Below are 16,938 nucleotides of genomic sequence, written 5' to 3'. Positions count from 1 at the left end.
TGCTAGTCGCGACGGCCCGACCGGCCGCCCGGCGACCTGGCGGCCGCCTGGACCGCTTCGTCTAGACTCTGAGCCGTGCAGATCCGTGAGTTGAGCGTCCCCGACGCGTACGAAGTGACCCCCCGCCAGTTCGACGACGACCGCGGGACGTTCCTCGAGTGGTACCGGTTCGACCAGCTGGAGGAGGCGACGGGCCGCTCCATCGACCTGCGTCAGGCCAACACCTCGGTGTCCAAGCGCGGCACGGTGCGCGGCGTCCACTTCGCGGACGTCCCGCCGAGCCAGGCCAAGTACGTCACGGCCACGCACGGCGCCGTGCTCGACTTCGTCGTCGACATCCGGGTCGGCTCGCCGACGTTCGGGCAGTGGGACTCGGTGCGGCTCGACGACGTCGACCGTCGCGCGATCTTCGTCTCCGAGGGGCTCGGTCACTGCTTCGTCGCCCTGACCGAGGGCGCCACCGTCAGCTACCTCGTGACCGACGTGTACCAGCCGACCCGCGAGCACGGCATCGACCCGCTCGACGAGGCCGTCGCCCTGGCGTTCCCCGACGAGGCAGGCGAGCTCCTGCTGTCGCCGAAGGACACCGACGCCCCGACGCTCGCCGAGGCCGCCGCAGCCGGGCTGCTGCCGACCTGGGACGCCGCGCGCGCCTACTACGACACCCTGCGGACGGGAGCCGGACGATGAAGGGCATCATCCTCGCCGGCGGCAGCGGGACGCGCCTCTGGCCGATCACCAAGGGCATCTCGAAGCAGCTGATGCCGATCTACGACAAGCCGATGGTGTACTACCCCCTCTCGACGCTGATGATGGCCGGGATCAACGAGGTGCTCGTCATCACGACCCCCGAGTACAACGACCAGTTCCGGGCGCTGCTCGGCGACGGGTCGCACCTCGGCATGACCATCGAGTACGCGGTCCAGCCGTCGCCCGACGGTCTGGCGCAGGCCTTCGTCATCGGCGAGGACTTCATCGGCGACGACAGCGTCGCGCTCGTGCTCGGCGACAACATCTTCCACGGGACGGGTCTCGGCTCGAGCCTCCGCCAGAACGCCCAGGTCGACGGGGCGACGATCTTCGCGTACCACGTGTCCGACCCGACCGCCTACGGCGTCGTCGAGTTCGACGACGACTTCACGGCCGTGTCGATCGAAGAGAAGCCCGCGGCGCCGAAGAGCAACTACGCCGTGCCCGGTCTGTACTTCTACGACAACGACGTCGTCGGCATCGCGAAGACGATCGAGCCGAGCGCGCGCGGCGAGCTCGAGATCTCGACCGTCAACGAGCGCTACCTCGAGGCGGGCCGCCTGCGGGTGCAGGTGCTCGACCGCGGCACCGCCTGGCTCGACACCGGGACCTTCGAGTCGATGATGCAGGCGAGCGAGTACGTCCGCGTCATCGAGGACCGCCAGGGCTTCAAGATCGGATGCGTCGAGGAGATCGCCTGGCGCGCCGGGTGGATCGACGACGCCCAGCTCGAGGCCCTCGCCGCGCCGCTGGCCAAGAGCGGCTACGGCGTGTACCTGAGGCGACTGCTGGCCTGAGGCGACTCGCCGGCCCGACGGGCTGAAGCGCCCGTCGGCGCGGGAGCGCCCGCCCGAGCGACGAACGACCACGAGGAGCACCGATGAGCGTCACCACGAGGGTCAAGGGCGTTCTCGGCATGGCGCGTCGTCCGCGCACGGCCCTGGTGAGGATCGCCTCGCCTCTGACCCGTCGGGCGGCGGAGCGCAACCGGCTCGCCGACGAGCTCGCCGTGCCCCGCGACGAGCTCGACCCCGGTGTCGTCAGCGTCCTCCTCACGGTGCGGCAGGATCATCTGCACGTCACCCAGGATCGCATCGACCGGCTCCGGCGGGCGTTCCCCGAGGGTGCGACCGAGATCGTCGTCTCGCCCTACCTGGTGCCCGAGAGGGCCCCGCTCGTGCGCTGGCGCGCACCGGCGCTCGTCGGCGCCCGGTGGGTGGCGCCGACGCTCGCGCCGACGTGGGACGCGGCCTACACGAGGGGGATCCCCGTGCTCGGCGGGGTCACCGCTCTCGTCGTCGACGCCGCGATGGAGATCGAGCCGGCGGTCGTCCGCGGGCTGCTCACGGCTCACGCCGAGCGGGGCGGGGTCGTCCAGGCGGTCGTGCAGAGCAAGGACGACGTCGTGGTCAGCGCGGGAGCCGTCCGGCACCGGGCCGACGACGCGGTCGAGTCGCTCTTCCGGGGATTCCCGCTCGAGGACGTGCTCCTCGCCACCGACGTGCGGGTGTCGGCGGCCGACCAGCCAGTCTTCGCCGTCGCGACGGCCGAGCTCCGCCCGGCTCCCCGCACGCGGCACGAGGCGACGGCCGTCGCGGCCGTGACGGGTCGCGTCGCCGGGGGCACGACGTTCGTGGCGGCGGGCCGGCTCAACCACGTCGGCAAGGTGCAGCGCGGCGTCGAGTCGCCGGACGACGCCGAGGCGATGTCGTTCCTCGTCGCCGACGGCCGGGCCGCGCGGGTGCTCGAGAGCGCCGGCCTCGTCGTCGACCCCGCCCTCCCGCTGCGCGCGGACGACGGCGCCACGACGGTCGGGGGAGGACGCATCGACCCTCGCTTCGAGGTCGTCGAGGGTCTTCCGCGTCTCCGCTGGTCGATCAAGATCGCGGCCAGCGCCGGTCCCCTGGGCGACACCTGGGGTGACGTGTACTTCGCCGACGATCTGGCCGACGAGCTGCGGGCGCTCGGTCAGCGTGTGGTCGTCGACCGCCGGCACTCGCACCGCCGCCCGGTCTCCGAGGGCCTCGACGACGTCTCGCTCGTGATCCGCGGGCTCGGTGCGCCGGAGCCGCGCCCCGACACGACGAGCCTCCTCTGGGTGATCAGCCACCCCGACCAGGTGACCGCCGACGAGATGGCGCCGTACGACCGCGTCTTCGCGGCGTCCTCGGCCTGGGCCGCGGCGACCGCCGGTCGCACCGGGATCCCGGTCGAGCCCCTCCTGCAGGCCACCGATCCGGCCCGCTTCCACCCGGGGGAGCCCGACCCGCAGCTGACCTCCGACGTGCTCTTCGTGGGCTCGACGCGCGGGGAGTTCCGCCCTCTCGTGAGAGGCGCGGTCGCCGCCGGTGCCGACCTCGCCCTCTACGGCGGGGGCTGGGCCGACCACGTCGACCCCCGGTACGTCCGCGGGCCGTTCCTGCCCAACGACCGCCTGTCGGCGGCCTACCGCAGTGCCCGTGTCGTCCTGAACGATCACTGGGCCGACATGGCCGCCGGCGGATTCATCAGCAACAGGCTCTTCGACGCCGTCGCCTCGGGAGCCCGCGTCGTCTCGGACTCCGTCGACGGGATCTCCGAGCTGTTCGGCGACAGCGTCGTGCAGATCGGCGCCGACGCCGACCTGACGGAGGCACTCGACCCGACGTGGCCGTGGCCGACCGACGCCGAGCGGCACGCGAGGGCTGCGGCCGTGGCCGCGGAGCACTCGTTCGCCCATCGCGCGCGGACCCTCCTCGAGGCCGCCGTCGCCGTCCGCGGGCGCTGACCGGGCCGACCCGGGTCAGCCTCGGCGGACCGCCGAGCCGAGACGGTCGGCGATCCTGACGATGCGGCGATCACGGAAGGCCGCCAGCTCGGCGTCCTTCGCGGCGAGGGCGCCCTGCAGACGCCGCCGCTCCTCCGCCCAGCGCACCTTGCTCGCCTCCAGCACCGCCTGGCCGTCGAGCTCGATCATGAGGTTGTGCAGACCCACGGCGCGCAGCTCGGCGACCTCGTCGTCGGGGATGACGTCGTCGGCGGCGAGTGCCGCGGGGCTCGTGGGGCGGGGCAGGGAGGCCAGCGCGGTGGCCAGCGAGTCGTCTCGGACGAACTCGTCCGAGTCGGAGTCGAGGAGGCGCGGGTCGGGCTGACGGATCAGATACGCCGGCAGCAGACGGTCCTGTTCGAGACGGGCGAAGTCGCGCATGCCGTGGTGGTTCGGGCTCGGTTTCAGATCGGGGTTGGCCCGGTACGACAGGCCGGCGATGCGGACCTTGTGCTCGAACTGCGCCCACGAGCGCCAGGGGAGATGCAGCACCTCGAGTTCGAGACCGGCCGGCGGGCGCCCCGTGCTCGTGATCGACACGTAGTGGTTCCCCTGGCGCACGACGACGTCGGGGGATCCGACGTGGATGGCGTTCGGCGTGGGCTGCGCGTGGACCCCGACCGCCTTGAGAGCGGCCTCGCTGCGGTGGTCGCGGTAGACGAGCCGGTCGATGCCGGCGCCGCTCCGGGCGGGGTGCCCGACCATGTTCGTGACCGGCACGGGGAACGACTGGAGGGCGACGGGCATCCGGGCGAAGACCTCGCGCAGGGTCAGCTCCGGGTCGAGCGGGCGGAGGAACTCGTCGGCGTCGGCGTTGACGACCCAGTCGGCCCCGTACCGCGTGTGGGCCTCACGGGCCATCTTCGTGACGACCTCGCCCTGCTGCTTCTTCTGCACCGGGTCGTGGTGCAGCACGATGCGCCCGTCGTCGGCGTACCGCTGGAGGATCTCGGCGGTGCCGTCGAGTGAGCCGTTGTCGGTCACGATGACGACGTCGACCCCCTGTGCGAGGTGGAACTCGAGCATCGACTCGACGATGTCGGCTTCGTCTCGGACCATCATGGTCATGGCGAGGGTCACAGGGCGTCCTTCCGGGCCCGGTCGAGCGCGAGCTCGACGAGGCGGTCTGTCTCGGTCTCGACGTCGGCGCCGGCGGTCACCGGGACGACGATGTGGTTGATGCGGGTGACGATGGCGTCGAGCGGGGTGCTCCGGCTGCGCCAGAGGATGGCGAGCGCACCCGGCTGCGGGCTGACGACGACGTCGCCCTCGATGGTGAGGGTCACGTCGTCGAGGTGACCCGACGGGCGGTAGTGGTCGCCTCGACCGTCGACCACGACCTCCTGCCCCCGCCGCTCGAGTGCCGCGACGAGTCGGGTCACCAGGGCGTCGCGCCCCGGATCCGCCGCGGTCGTCGGGGCGTGCGTCTTGATGGCCCAGCGCAGGCACGGCGCACCGGTGTCCGGGCCCGTGGCGACGAGGCGGCGCGGGCGCACGACGATCGGATACGCGCGTCGGAGCTGCCGGTGCTCGGCGGGCGGCGTCGACTCGAGGTGGGGCGCCGCGAAGCCGTAGGCCGCGTACCGATGCAGATCGGAGTCGGGGTAGGCGCCCTGCCACCTCTCGTCGAAGAGCGCGCGGTTGACGGTGTTCGTCACCTTGCGACCCGTGCTCTTGCTCTCGTGGTGCTCGACGACGGCGGCGAGCTCGACCTCGTGGTGCGCGCCGGGGCGGAGGGCGCCGGCCCGCAGGCACAGGTCGACGTCCTCGAGTCCGTTGGTGAAGCGCGTGTCGAAGCCCTCGAGCTCGACGACGTCGGAGGCCCTCAGCAGCATGGCGGCCGCCGTCACCGCGCTGAACCGCGTGACGCCTCCGCGCAGAGCGTCCTCGCGGGGGTGCCCGGCCAGCAGATGCCAGGGCAGGATGCGGTCGCCGCCGAAGAACGTCCCCGCCGTCTGCACGGTCCCGTCGGGGTACAGCAGGAGCGGCTGAACGGCCACCGTGGTCGGATCCGACCGGAGGCGCGCCACCAGCCGGTCGAGCGCCTCCGGCTGGACGACGGTGTCGTTGTTGAGGAACAGGACGTCCGCCCCCGTCGAGCGCGCGAAGGCCAGATTCGAGCCGAGGGCGAAGTTGAGATTCTGCGGGGCGCGGATCACGACGACCCGGTCGTCGTCGACGTACCGGGACGTGAGGATGGTCGAGACCGAGCGCCGGGACCCGTTGTCGACCACGACGACCTCGACGTCGCGCCTTCCGGCCGTGGCGAGGACGGCGTCGACGGCCCGGATGGTCATCGACCAGTCCTCGTAGGTGGGCATGCAGACCGAGAGGCGGTCGGCGACCCGATCGCCGAGAGCGGCGCGCTGGGCGGGCCAGTCGACGAGGCGGCGCTCGATGACGTGCTTGTCCCAGACGCGGGGGTCGTCGGGCGTCGTCGGCAGGCCCGGTCGCGCGGGGGCCCGGTGGCGCACCTGCGAACCGGCGACCGGGACCACGGGCGCGGCCGCGAGCAGGCGCAGGACGAGGTCGAACGCGTGCCCTCCGCCCAGGGTCGTGTCGACGGGGCCGATGGAGCCGAGGGTCGTGCGGGGGATCAGCAGGGCGCCCAGCGGCACGACGTCGCCGAGCACGAGGGACGACTCGACCGAGGCTCCGGCGGAGCGGTCGACGCCGGGTCCGCTGATCGTGTTGGTCGACCGGGAGACCGCCAGCGAACCGGGAGCGGCGCCGAGCGCCGTCGCCATGAGGCGCAGGTGGGGTGGGGCCCAGCGGGTGCCGACGGGCAGGAAGGCCACGAGCGCCGCCGAGCCCGCCGCCGCGCCGGCGTCGAGGGTCTCGCCGTGGCTGCCGCTGTCGATGTCGAGGACGGTGATGCGCGCGTCGCGTTCCGCGAACGCCCCGGCGGTGGCCAGGGTCTCGCCGGGGTGCGGATCGGCGACCACGACGGCTCGCCACGACGGGTGCGTCTGCGCGACGAGGAGATCGAGGCGGTGCGTGAGGTCGGCGGGGTCGTCACCGGACGGGACGACGACGTCGAGGGGCTGGTCGGGGGCTGCGCCGGGCGCGGCCGTGGGCGACGGGGTCTCGGTCATGGCGGCCGCGTCGGCGAGGTCCCGGAGCCGGCCGGTGGCGGCCAGGACGGCGTCGCGGTGTCGGGCCGCGCGCGACGACGGATCGGCCAGGGCCTCGTCGGTCGCCGCGCGGACGGCCTCGACGGGGGAGGCGTCGGGTGCGACCTCCCAGAACGGTCCCGGTGAGCGCTGACCCCGCGGGTCGAGCAGCTGAGCGTCGAAGGGCGACCCGTCGTCGTGCGCGGCGAGGAGCCACTCGGGCTCGACGAACGGGTTGAGGGAGACGTCGGCGCCCTCGGGACGCTCGAGGTGGTGGCGGAGCGCGTCGAGATCGGAGGAGAAGGTCCGGCCGGTCTGCAGCTCGTAGTAGCCGCGGTCGAGAACGCCGGCCCGGTCGAGGCGGCGGGCCCAGGATTCGCGGCGGGCGAGAGCGGCGGCCGACGAGCGCCGGAGCGCGCCGGTCAGGCGGTCCAGGGCGGATGTCCGTGTTCCGATGATCTTCTCGCCTCCCGCGGCCGTGGCCGACGTCGGTCAGTGTTCTCGCTCGATGGTACCGACGGCGGTGCGGCCGTCGACTCGCGCCCGCCCCGACCCGGCGGACGCCGTCGTCGTCAGCCCAGGCGGGTGCTGAGGGTCGCCCGGACGCGCAGACCGATGCGCACGAGACCTCGGACGGGGGCCCAGAGCGGGCCCGGGTAGCGCGTCGCCACGAAGCGGGCCGCGCTCTCGTGGTGCGCCCGGACCATCGCCGCCTGGCGCGTCGTGGTCGAGTGGGCGCCGACGTGCATGATCTCGGCCGACGGCCGGTACCGCCGTCGCCATCCGGCCTGACCGAGGCGGAAGCAGAGGTCGACGTCCTCGAAGTACATGAAGTAGCGCTCGTCGAAGCCGCCGACCTGCTCGAAGGCCGAACGGCGCAGGAGCAGGCAGGCCCCGCTCAGCCAGTCGACGTCGCGGGGCTCGACGGCCGTGCTCGTCTGCAGGTAGTGACGCGACCACGGGTTGCCCGGCCAGAGGCGGACGAGCAGGGCGTGGCCGATCCCGTCCGTGAACGACGGGAACTTGCGGGCGGAGGGGTACGTGCTGCCGGCGGCGTCCGCGATGTGCGGCCCGACGGCGGCGACGTCGTCATGGCGGTGCAGCTCGTCGAGCAGCTCGTCGACGGACCCCCGGCCGAGCTCGACGTCCGGGTTGGCGACGAGGATCCACTCGATCTCGGGAGCGAGACGGGCGCAGGCGGCGTTCACCGCGCCTCCGTACCCCTTGTTGTCGTCGAGCAGCAGCACGGTGGCGTCGGGTCGCCGCTCGCGGAGCAGCTCGGGAGCGCCGTCGGTCGAGCCGTTGTCGGCGACCACGAGCGTCAGCGGATCGGCGGACGACGCGGCGATGCTGGCGGCGAACCGTTCGAGGTAGTCGCCCGACTCGTACGACACGGTGACCACGGCCACGCGGGGTGTCTCGTTCACGGTGTTCCCTTCGCGGCGGCCTGATAGACGTCGTCGTGCACGGCGGCGCACCGCGTCCAGGTGAACTCGGCTGCCCTCGCGAGGCCCCGTGACCGACGGGCGGCCCGGTCGACTCCCGGAGCGGCGACGCGCTCCAGGGTAGCCGCGATCTCCGAGGCCGAGACACCGGTGTAGTCGACGGCGTCGCCGCCGACCTCGGCCAACGACAGGCGCTCGGTGGTGACGACGGGCGCGCCGCAGGCGAGGGCCTCGATGACCGGCAGGCCGAATCCCTCGCCGAGGCTCGGGTAGGCGACGCACTCCGAACCGCCGAGGTAGGCGGCGAGCTGCTCGAGCGGCAGGTAGCCGGGCACGACGATGCGCTGCAGGCTCGGGGCGGCGGCGACGGCTCCGTCGGTCTCGGAGTCCCAGCCCCTGGCGCCGGCCACGACGAGAGTCCAGGGGCGCTCGCCGCGGGCGACCCGGCTCGTCGAGAACCGCGAGACGGCCTCCATCAGCGCCGGGACGTTCTTGCGCGGTTCGATCGTGCCGAGGAACGCGACGTACGGCTCGTCGCCGAGCCCGAGATCGGCGCGCAGTCGATCGACCTCGGCCGCGGCGGGTTCGCGGAAGACGTCCCGATCGACGCCGAGGGGCGCGACCCTGAGGAGGCGCGGGGCGCGCCCGACCAGCCGCGCGAGCTCGTCGGCGGTCGCCTGACTCGGGGTGATGACGGCGTCGGCCAGACGGAGCGCCAGCCGGGTCCAGAGCCGGAAGAACCGGGCCTTCATGGGGATGTGCCACTGGGGGTCGCTGAAGAACGTGGCGTCGTGGAGGGTCACCACGCGGCGACGACCGCTCAGCAGCGGCAGCGTGTAGTGCGGCGAGTGGATGACGTCGACGCGGAGTCGGCGGGCCAGGAGGGGGAGGCCGAGCTGCTCCCAGGCGAGACGGACTGCGGTGCGTCGGAGCGCGGCGGGCGCGCGATGGACGACCGCGTGCGGAGCATGCGCCTCGAACCAGTCGGCCTGCGGCCCGGGCTTGACCACGACGTGCAGTTCGATGCTGCCGGAGCGGAACGATCCGACGAATCCCGTGACGTAGCGACCGACGCCGCCGAGGTCGTCGGGGACCGCCGTCGCGTCGACCAGGGCACGGATGTGAGTGGACAAAAGGTCGAAGGTGCTCCGGCTAGGATTGCGATCTGATTCGGCCAGTCTAAGCTAGCCGAGTTTTGCAGGCGTGAACTTCGCCTCCCGTCTCGCAAGGATCTCCATGACGTACTTCCAGGAACTCTGGTCCTCCAGAGAGCTCCTCTTCAATCTCACCAAGCGTGAGATCACGGGGCGCTACAAGAGGACCGTCCTGGGGCAGCTCTGGTCGTTGCTGAACCCGCTCGCCTCGATGCTCGTCTACACGTTCGTGTTCAGCATCATCTTCCGGAACGATCCCGGGCCGGGCGATCCGAGCGGGATCGACGCCTACTTCATCTGGCTGCTCTGCGGTCTGCTGCCCTATCAGTTCTTCTCCAACGCCGTGAACAGCGGCATGGGGGCCATCTGGTCGAACTCGGCGCTGGTCAAGAAGGTGTACTTCCCCCGGACGACGCTGGTGCTCTCCTCGAGCGCCGCCTCGGGCTTCAACTGGAGCGTCGAGATGGGGATCCTGGTGATCGCCCTCCTGATCGTCGGCGGTCCGGGCGTCCTCGTGTTCCTCCCCGTCGTCCTGCTCTTCATGGCGCTCATGCTGATCTTCGCGACGGGTCTCGGGCTCATGCTCGCCGTCGTCAACGTCTACTTCCAGGACACGCAGCACCTCATCGGCATCGCCCTCCGACTCCTCATGTACCTGAGCCCGGTCGTCTACCCCCTGACCCTGGTCATGAACGCGAGCGACAACCTCGGGCCGCTGTTCGGCTCGGTGACGTTGTTCGACCTGTACCGCCTCAACCCCGTCGAGCGCTTCATCTCGGCGTTCCGCACGCTGCTCTACGATCAGCGGCTGCCCGAGCTCGACGACACCCTCTTCTGCCTCGGCTACGCGGCGGTCTTCATCGTCCTGGGCCTGTGGATCTTCCGGAAGAACGAGAAGAAATTGGCAGAACTGCTGTGAGCGAACCCGCCGTCACCGTCAACAACGTGTCGAAGAAGTTCCGACTGTTCAAAGAGAACAACCGGACCCTCAAGTCGACCGTCATGCGCGGTCGCCGCGTCGTCGGCGAGGACTTCTGGGCCGTGCGCGACGTGAGCTTCGACGTGCCGAAGGGGTCCACCTTCGGACTCATCGGCCGCAACGGCTCGGGCAAGTCGACGCTGCTGAAGTGCCTGGCCAAGATCCTCTCGCCCAACGAGGGCTCCATCGAGTACAACGGTCGCCTGGCCGCCATGCTGGAGGTCGGCTCCGGTTTCCACCCCGAGCTCACGGGACGTGAGAACGTCTACCTCAACGGGTCGATCCTCGGGCTCAGCCGCAAGGAGGTCGCCGCCCGCTTCGACGAGATCGTCGACTTCTCCGAGATCGGCGACTTCATCGATCAGCCCGTGAAGAACTACTCGTCGGGCATGTACGTGCGCCTCGGCTTCTCGGTGGCCATCACGGTCCGACCGGACATCCTCGTGGTCGACGAGGTGCTCGCCGTCGGAGACAGCGCGTTCCAGCGCAAGAGCCAGGACAAGTTCAACGAGCTCCGCGACGGTGGGCGCACGGTCATCCTCGTGACCCACTCGATGGCGAACATCAGGCGCATGTGCGACCAGGTCGCGTGGATCGACAAGGGCCAGCTCGTCCACGCCGGCGCGGTCGACGAGGTCGCGCCCGCTTACGAGGACTTCATGAAGAGCCGCTGACCCGCCGACGGCGCGTCACCTGCTCCGACGATGCGGGCGGCCGGGAGGCCGCCCGCATCGTCGTTCTGTCAGCGGCTGATGAGGCTCCGGCGCGCCGATGACGACAGCGCGGACCGCCGGTTCCACCGCCGCCGGGTCGCGAGGTCGCGGGGGAGCGCTCCCACGGCGGAGGCCAGCCCTCGACGGACCGCGCGGGCAGTGTCTCTCGAGCCGCGGCCCAGCGAAGCCGAGACGCCGAGACGCGCCGTGCGGACGATGGTGGCCGCCCAGGCCCGGAGAACCACGCTCGGAGGGGCGTAGCGGGTCGCGACGACGAGCCGGTTCCGGGTGTTCTGCCGGACGAACAGCGGGCTCCCCTCGACCGTGCTGTGGGCGTGCCGATGCAGGACGGTCGCCTCGCGCTCGTACTCGATCGCCCATCCGGCGAGTCGGAGCCGCCAGCTGAGGTCGGTGTCCTCGTAGTAGAGGAACAGCGTCGGGTCGAACCCGCCGACGTCGTCGAGCGCCGTCCGCCGCAGGGCGGCCGCTCCGCCGCAGAGTCCGAAGACCTCCCGGGGCGAGCCGGATCCCTCGTCCTCCGCGCGGAGCCAGTCCCGGTCGCGTCCGTTCCCCGACGCCGTGATCTCGACGCCGGTCGAATTGATGAGCCGGACCCCGTCCGCCCGCGGCTCGAGCAGGAGGAGACGCCCCGTGACGGCGCCCAGAGAGGGGGAGCCGAGGAGGCGCGCGACGGCGGCGTCGACGAACCCGGCCACCAGGGTCGCATCGTTGTTGAGCAGCACGACGACGTCGCCGTCGGAGGCGGCGATGCCGGCCTGCACCCCGCCGGCGAAGCCGAGGTTCTCGCCGGTGCGGACGACCGACGCCCCCGGGGCGGCGTCGCGGGCGACGACGAGGGAGTCGTCCCGGGAGTCGTTGTCGACGAGGACGATGCGGACCTCGTGCTCGCTCCGATGCGCGACGACCGACCGGAGGCAGTCCCCGACGACCTCGGCCCCGTTCCAGTTCACGACCACCACGTCGACCGTCGTCATGCGCGCGCCTCTCCTCGGCCGCGGGGCGCGGCGGATCCACGATACCGGGCGCTCGTGCGCGGCCGGGGGCGGCCGACGAGCGCGACGGCCGTGGCGCGACGGTGCCCGCGCAGCCCCGACTGCTACGGTGGCCGACGGCCCGGGCGAGGTCGTCCCTCCGCCCGGCAGCACGTCGGCTCCCCGCCGACGAGAGGGAGACGACACCATGGCGAAGCTGAAGACCCGCACGAAGACCGAGACCGCCGACGCGTCGTCGGCTCTCCCCGAGCGGACGACGTGGCGCTCGCGAGTCCCCGAGCTCGGCCCGGACGCCGTGGTCGTCGTCGTCGTCGACGCCGACCAGACCCGTCTCGTGTCGGATGTCGTCGATCTGTTCCCGACGGCCGACGTCCACGTCGTCCTCCCCGGCCCCGACGTGCCCCGACCCGACATCGGCCGGGTCGTCTGGCACTCCGCCCCGGGCAACGACGCGCTCGGCCCCCTGCTCGAGCGGATCGGGACGCTCGACGCCTTCGTGTTCCTGCGCCGCGTCCGGGTCGAGGCCGCGCTCGCGACCTGGGGCCGCTCGTACCTCCACCTCGCGGACGGGGGCACCTTCGTCCTGGCGAGCGTCGACGGCACCAGCGCTTCGGCCACGACGGCGCTGGACCGCCTCGCCACCATCCGCGACGGCGAGATCGACGGCATCAGCCGCGAGGAGACCGAGGCGGCCCGGTCGACACGCGACATGACGGCGACGCCCGACGGCATCGTCTTCACGAAGAGCGGCTCGCACCAGCTCAAGGTGGGCGAGCACCGAGCCGACGACGTGCTGCCGCAGCGGCTCCCGTCTCTCGGGCTGGTCGAGCTCGACCGGCTCCCGTCGACGGTCGTGACGGCGACCGGCGGGGCCGTCGTGTCGCATCGCAGCACCGCCCCCCAGTCGGTGCTGAGCGCCGAGTACGAGGTGCCCGAGCTGCCGCTCCGGCACTACGGAGCCCCTGTCGTGCTCGGACAGCGACTCGTGACCCGCGTCGGGCAGACGCTCCTGCCCGGTTCCTTCAAGTCGCCGTTCAAGAAGGAGGTCGCACCCGAGATCGGGCGCAACCCCACCCCGAACTTCGCCGCGGTCGGCGAGTCGTCGCCGCGCAGGCTGGAGGGCGCCTACTACGACCTCCGCTGCGCCTGGCCGGGTCAGTACGGGCACGTCCTCACCGACACCGTCGGCAAGCTCTGGGGCTGGGCCGAGGCGAAGCGCGCCGTCCCCGGGCTGAAGGCGATCTACCGGCTCGCGCCGAAGACGACGGAACCCGGGTTCGAGCGCGACCTGTTCCGCGCCTTCGGCATCGCCGACGACGACGTCGAGTGGGTCCGCGACGACGTCGAGGTCGAGACGCTCGTGGCGGCCACCACGATGTGGGAGAAGGACTACCCGCACTACGCGCACCCGGGGCTGCGTGACGTCTGGGCGACCCTGCGCGGAGCCCTCGTCGCTCCCGGCGCGTCGAAGACGACGAAGATCTTCGTGACGCGTCCCGCCGACCTCGAGGCGCGGAACTGCCGGAACGCCGTCGAGGTCGAGGAGCACTTCGCCCGACGCGGATTCACCGTCGTGCGGCCCGAGACGCTGAGCCTCGCCGAGCAGGCCACCCTCTTCGCCGGAGCCGAGGTCGTCGCGGGCTTCGGAGGGGCCGCCATGTTCAACGTCCTCTTCGCCGCCGCGCCGCGGGCCGTGCTGCTGCTCGCCCACGAGTCGTACCTGGCCAAGGACGAGCAGCTGTTCGGGCTGCTCTCGGGCGCGCAGGTCCACTGCTTCTGGAGCGCCGCCGACGTCCCCCGGGTCGAGGGGAGCTGGGATCCCGCAGCGTCGAAGTCCGCCTGGGAGTTCGACTTCGCTCGCAACCGGGGCGACCTGGACGAGCTGCTCGCGACGCTCTGACGGTCGGGCGGCTGGACACCGCGGGATAATTTTGTACCCTGGTCACACAGGGGTGCCTTCGATCGGCGGTGCTCCACGCAGCTACCTCGTCTACCGGCCATCCCGGGCGCCTCGTGCGCGGCCGTCGACGACGTGTCCGACAGATCAGGTAACGACATGTCTTCATCACGCACCGGGCTCGCGCGCGCGCCTCGACCCCTCGGGTCCCGGCTCCTCCGCCTGACCGCGGTGGTCGCGGCCGTCGCGGTCGCCGCCGGCGGTCTCGTGGTCGGCGCTCAGCCGGCACCGGCGGTCGCCGCTCCCTCCGCGGCATCGGCGACGAGCGCCTCCGGGGCGGACTTCGATCCGGGCTTCATCATCAGCGACGCGAACTTCTACGCGTCGAACGCGATGACCGGGACGCAGATCCAGTCGTTCCTCAACAGCAAGGGCGGCTCGTGCACCGGGTCGAACTGCCTCAAGGTCAAGAAGGTGGCCTCGAACACGCGGGCCGCCGACAAGTACTGCGGGCGGTACGCGGGGGCGTCGAGCGAGTCGACCGCGACCATCATCCAGAAGGTCTCCGCGGCCTGCGGCGTCAGCGCCATGGTGATGCTGGTGATCCTCGAGAAGGAGCAGTCGCTCGTCACGTACTCGGGCAACCCCTCGAACGAGCGCCTCGGACGCGCGATGGGCTACGCCTGCCCCGACACGACGAACGGCGCCTGCGACGCCTCCTACTACGGCCTCTTCAACCAGCTGTACTCGTCGGCGCACCAGATGAAGGTCTACGGCACCAGCAGCTTCTTCAACTGGTATCCCGTCGGCAAGGTCAGCAACGTGCTCTACAACCCGAACTCGGCCTGCGGCTCGAGCCCCGTCCGCATCCAGAACAAGGCGACCGCGGCGCTGTACTACTACACGCCCTATCAGCCGAACGCGGCGGCCCTCCGCAACATGTACGGCACCGGCGACTCCTGCAGCGCCTACGGGAACCGGAACTTCTTCCGTCTCTACACCGACTGGTTCGGCAGCACGACCGGCGACGTCAAGCCGTTCGGCAAGCTCGAGGCCGTCTCGTTCGTCAAGGCGGGGACGGCGCGGGTGAAGGGCTGGGCCATCGACCCCGACACCGCCGACCCGATCGCCGTCCACGTCTACGTCGACGGCCGCTACTCGAAGGCCGCGACGGCCAGCGTCTCGCGAGCCGACGTCGGCCGTGCGCACCCGCGGTACGGGGCCGCTCACGGGTTCTCGATCGACATCCCCAAGACCACGGCGAAGTCGCATCAGTTCTGCGTCTACGGCATCAACGTCGGCTTCGGCTCGAACACGCAGCTGGGATGCAGGACGTTCACGATGTCGAGCGACCCGCAGGGCCGTCTCGACGCCGTCACCTCTCCCGCCGCGGGCAAGGCGACCGTGACGGGGTGGGCCCTCGACCCCAACGCCTCGCGCTCGATCGGCGTGCAGATCTACGCCGACGGTCGCAAGGTCGCCACCGTGACCGCCGACCGCTCCCGCCCCGACATCGGCCGCGCCTACCCGGACTGGGGACCCGCTCGCGGGTACAGCGCGACCGTGTCGCTGCCTCCGGGCAAGCACAGCTTCTGCGCCTACGGCATGAACATCGGCGGAGGGCAGAGCGCCCGTCTCGGCCCGTGCAAGACGGCCACCGTCGCCAGCGCCTCCTCGGCCTCCGAGGCGTCGCCGAAGGGTCGGTTCGAACTGCTCGAGCACCGCTCGGCCGGCCTGCTCTACGCCAAGGGCTGGGCGCTCGATCCCTCCACCTCCGCTGCGACGAAGGTGCGGGTGAGCGTCGACGGGAAGACCGTCGCCACGGTCAACGCGACGGCGAACCGGCCCGACGTGGGCCGGGCCTACCCGAGCGCCGGGCCCTACCGCGGATGGACGGCCGTGCTCTCGGGCATGAACCCCGGCACGTACGCGATCTGCGCCACGGCGGTCAACGCCGGCGACGGGAAGGACGTCGCTCTGCCCTCGTGCCGGACGGCCACCGTCAGCACGACCTGGCCCCAGGGCCGCGTCGACAACGTCACGAGCACGACGGCCGGACGCGTCGACATCAGCGGCTGGGCTCTCGACGCCGATCTGAAGACGAAGCCCATCACCGTGGACATCCGCATCGACGGCGTCTCCCGGGGCGTCGTCACGGCCTCGACCGCCCGACCGGACATCGCCAGGGCGTTCCCCGCATCGGGTGCGAACCACGGCTTCACGGCGAACGTCCGCGGAGTCCGGGCCGGTTCTCACGAGGTCTGCGCGGTCGCCCGGAGCGCCGGCGGCGTCGGGGGAGACACGCCTCTCAACTGCAGGACGGTGACGGTCCGATGAGCGGTCGGGGATCGGGCGAGGGCACGGGCCTCGACGACCACGACGCGGAGGACCGCGCTCGGGGGCGTCAGATCAGGATCTGGGCCGTCGTCTCGGGTGTGGTGCTGGTCGCCGCCGTGGCGATCCTCGTCGCGGTCATGGTCGGGAGCGACGACGGCCCCGACGCGGCGCCGACGGCTTCGACGACCCCGCCCGTGGCCTCCGCCACCTCGACGCCGAGCGCGGGCGGCGCGGACCCCGCGACGCCCACCGCCACGGCACCCGCCGAGCCGAGTGCGACGCCGACCGGCGAGCCGACGCAGCCGGCGGCATCCACACCGCCGCCGACCGGAGGGCAGCAGACTGCGACCGACGTCTTCACCCCTCGTCTCGTCTGGGAGCCCAGCACCAGCGCCATCGAGGGCGCGGCCGTCATGGGGTCGATCGTCGAGCAGGGCGGGTCGTGCACCGTCGTCGCGGAGCGCGGCGGCGAGGTCGTCGAGTCGGAGCCGTTCAGGGCCCAGGCCGACGCGCAGTCGACCGTCTGCGGCGGTCTCACGCTGTCGTCCGAGCGACTCGTGGCGGGCGACTGGCAGGTGCGGGTCCACTACGAGTCGGCGGACGCCGTCGGCGACTCCGCGCCGACCACGGTGACCGTCGGCTGACGCCTGACGCTCGTGGCCTGACACCCGTCGTCGGGTCGTCGACCGAGACGACGAGAGCCGCTCCCCTCGAGGGGAGCGGCTCTCGTC

Annotated in this window: 13 protein-coding genes; 8 read left to right on the top strand and 5 right to left on the bottom strand. The window is 71.9% G+C overall.

What is annotated here, in order from left to right; genetic code table 11:
• Positions 1–75: 75 nt before the first annotated feature.
• From ASF89_RS10475 to ASF89_RS10465, 3 genes are all read left to right on the top strand, one after another.
• Positions 76–690 (top strand): dTDP-4-dehydrorhamnose 3,5-epimerase family protein, encoded by a 615-nt coding sequence (locus ASF89_RS10475; RefSeq protein WP_055796114.1) that lies wholly within the window; start codon positions 76–78, stop codon positions 688–690.
• Positions 687–1,547 carry a glucose-1-phosphate thymidylyltransferase RfbA gene (rfbA, locus tag ASF89_RS10470; RefSeq protein ID WP_055796118.1) on the top strand — a complete coding sequence of 287 codons (861 nt, stop codon included), beginning with the start codon at positions 687–689 and terminating at the stop codon, positions 1,545–1,547. Before ASF89_RS10475 ends, rfbA begins: the two co-directional genes overlap by 4 nt.
• Before the next feature lie 83 nt (positions 1,548–1,630).
• Entirely contained in the window at positions 1,631–3,517 is a 1,887-nt protein-coding gene (locus tag ASF89_RS10465; protein WP_055814396.1) for a glycosyltransferase, read from the top strand.
• A gap of 15 nt (positions 3,518–3,532) precedes the next feature.
• Here the strand turns inward: ASF89_RS10465 and ASF89_RS10460 are convergent, their stop codons facing one another.
• The 4 genes from ASF89_RS10460 to ASF89_RS10445 form a co-directional block, all read right to left on the bottom strand.
• Positions 3,533–4,636, bottom strand: a complete 1,104-nt coding sequence (locus ASF89_RS10460) for a glycosyltransferase family 2 protein (RefSeq protein ID WP_055814393.1) — start codon at positions 4,634–4,636, stop codon at positions 3,533–3,535.
• Positions 4,633–6,651: a glycosyltransferase gene (locus tag ASF89_RS10455; RefSeq protein WP_055814389.1), complete on the bottom strand. Its 2,019-nt coding sequence runs from the start codon at positions 6,649–6,651 to the stop codon at positions 4,633–4,635. Before ASF89_RS10455 ends, ASF89_RS10460 begins: the two co-directional genes overlap by 4 nt.
• Positions 6,652–7,241: 590 nt before the next feature.
• Positions 7,242–8,096: a glycosyltransferase family 2 protein gene (locus tag ASF89_RS10450; protein WP_055796134.1), complete on the bottom strand. Its 855-nt coding sequence runs from the start codon at positions 8,094–8,096 to the stop codon at positions 7,242–7,244.
• Entirely contained in the window at positions 8,093–9,247 is a 1,155-nt protein-coding gene (locus tag ASF89_RS10445) for a glycosyltransferase family 1 protein (RefSeq protein ID WP_055814386.1), read from the bottom strand. The genes ASF89_RS10450 and ASF89_RS10445 overlap by 4 nt, the downstream gene beginning before the upstream one ends.
• Positions 9,248–9,350: 103 nt before the next feature.
• Between ASF89_RS10445 and ASF89_RS10440 the strand changes: the two genes are divergently transcribed.
• Positions 9,351–10,187, top strand: a complete 837-nt coding sequence (locus ASF89_RS10440) for an ABC transporter permease (protein WP_055814383.1) — start codon at positions 9,351–9,353, stop codon at positions 10,185–10,187.
• Positions 10,184–10,921 carry an ABC transporter ATP-binding protein gene (locus tag ASF89_RS10435; protein ID WP_055796141.1) on the top strand — a complete coding sequence of 246 codons (738 nt, stop codon included), beginning with the start codon at positions 10,184–10,186 and terminating at the stop codon, positions 10,919–10,921. The genes ASF89_RS10440 and ASF89_RS10435 overlap by 4 nt, the downstream gene beginning before the upstream one ends.
• Positions 10,922–10,989: 68 nt before the next feature.
• Here the strand turns inward: ASF89_RS10435 and ASF89_RS10430 are convergent, their stop codons facing one another.
• The gene (locus ASF89_RS10430) at positions 10,990–11,955 is read right to left on the bottom strand and encodes a glycosyltransferase family 2 protein (protein WP_055814381.1); all 966 of its coding nucleotides are present in this window, start codon (positions 11,953–11,955) and stop codon (positions 10,990–10,992) included.
• 205 nt (positions 11,956–12,160) lie between these two features.
• Between ASF89_RS10430 and ASF89_RS10425 the strand changes: the two genes are divergently transcribed.
• The 3 genes from ASF89_RS10425 (at position 12,161) to ASF89_RS10415 (ending at position 16,851) form a co-directional block, all read left to right on the top strand.
• Positions 12,161–13,873, top strand: a complete 1,713-nt coding sequence (locus tag ASF89_RS10425) for a DUF563 domain-containing protein (RefSeq protein WP_162240690.1) — start codon at positions 12,161–12,163, stop codon at positions 13,871–13,873.
• Between the two features lie 156 nt (positions 13,874–14,029).
• Positions 14,030–16,207, top strand: a complete 2,178-nt coding sequence (locus ASF89_RS10420) for a hypothetical protein (RefSeq protein WP_156463368.1) — start codon at positions 14,030–14,032, stop codon at positions 16,205–16,207.
• Positions 16,204–16,851, top strand: a complete 648-nt coding sequence (locus tag ASF89_RS10415; protein WP_055796153.1) for a hypothetical protein — start codon at positions 16,204–16,206, stop codon at positions 16,849–16,851. Before ASF89_RS10420 ends, ASF89_RS10415 begins: the two co-directional genes overlap by 4 nt.
• The last annotated feature ends 87 nt before the right edge of the window (positions 16,852–16,938 follow it).

This window comes from Frigoribacterium sp. Leaf172 (assembly GCF_001424285.1).
GTDB lineage: Bacteria > Actinomycetota > Actinomycetes > Actinomycetales > Microbacteriaceae > Frigoribacterium.
This window is presented reverse-complemented; position numbering and strand designations above follow the sequence as displayed.

Excerpts from the sequence above, each read along its gene's own strand:
- rfbA (WP_055796118.1), top strand. The coding sequence starts at position 687 with ATGAAGGGCATCATCCTCGCCGGCGGCAGCGGGACGCGCCTCTGGCCG.
- ASF89_RS10465 (WP_055814396.1), top strand. The coding sequence starts at position 1,631 with ATGAGCGTCACCACGAGGGTCAAGGGCGTTCTCGGCATGGCGCGTCGT.
- ASF89_RS10455 (WP_055814389.1), bottom strand. The coding sequence starts at position 6,651 with ATGACCGAGACCCCGTCGCCCACGGCCGCGCCCGGCGCAGCCCCCGAC.
- ASF89_RS10440 (WP_055814383.1), top strand. The coding sequence starts at position 9,351 with ATGACGTACTTCCAGGAACTCTGGTCCTCCAGAGAGCTCCTCTTCAAT.
- ASF89_RS10430 (WP_055814381.1), bottom strand. The coding sequence starts at position 11,955 with ATGACGACGGTCGACGTGGTGGTCGTGAACTGGAACGGGGCCGAGGTC.
- ASF89_RS10425 (WP_162240690.1), top strand. The coding sequence starts at position 12,161 with ATGGCGAAGCTGAAGACCCGCACGAAGACCGAGACCGCCGACGCGTCG.
- ASF89_RS10420 (WP_156463368.1), top strand. The coding sequence starts at position 14,030 with ATGTCTTCATCACGCACCGGGCTCGCGCGCGCGCCTCGACCCCTCGGG.
- ASF89_RS10415 (WP_055796153.1), top strand. The coding sequence starts at position 16,204 with ATGAGCGGTCGGGGATCGGGCGAGGGCACGGGCCTCGACGACCACGAC.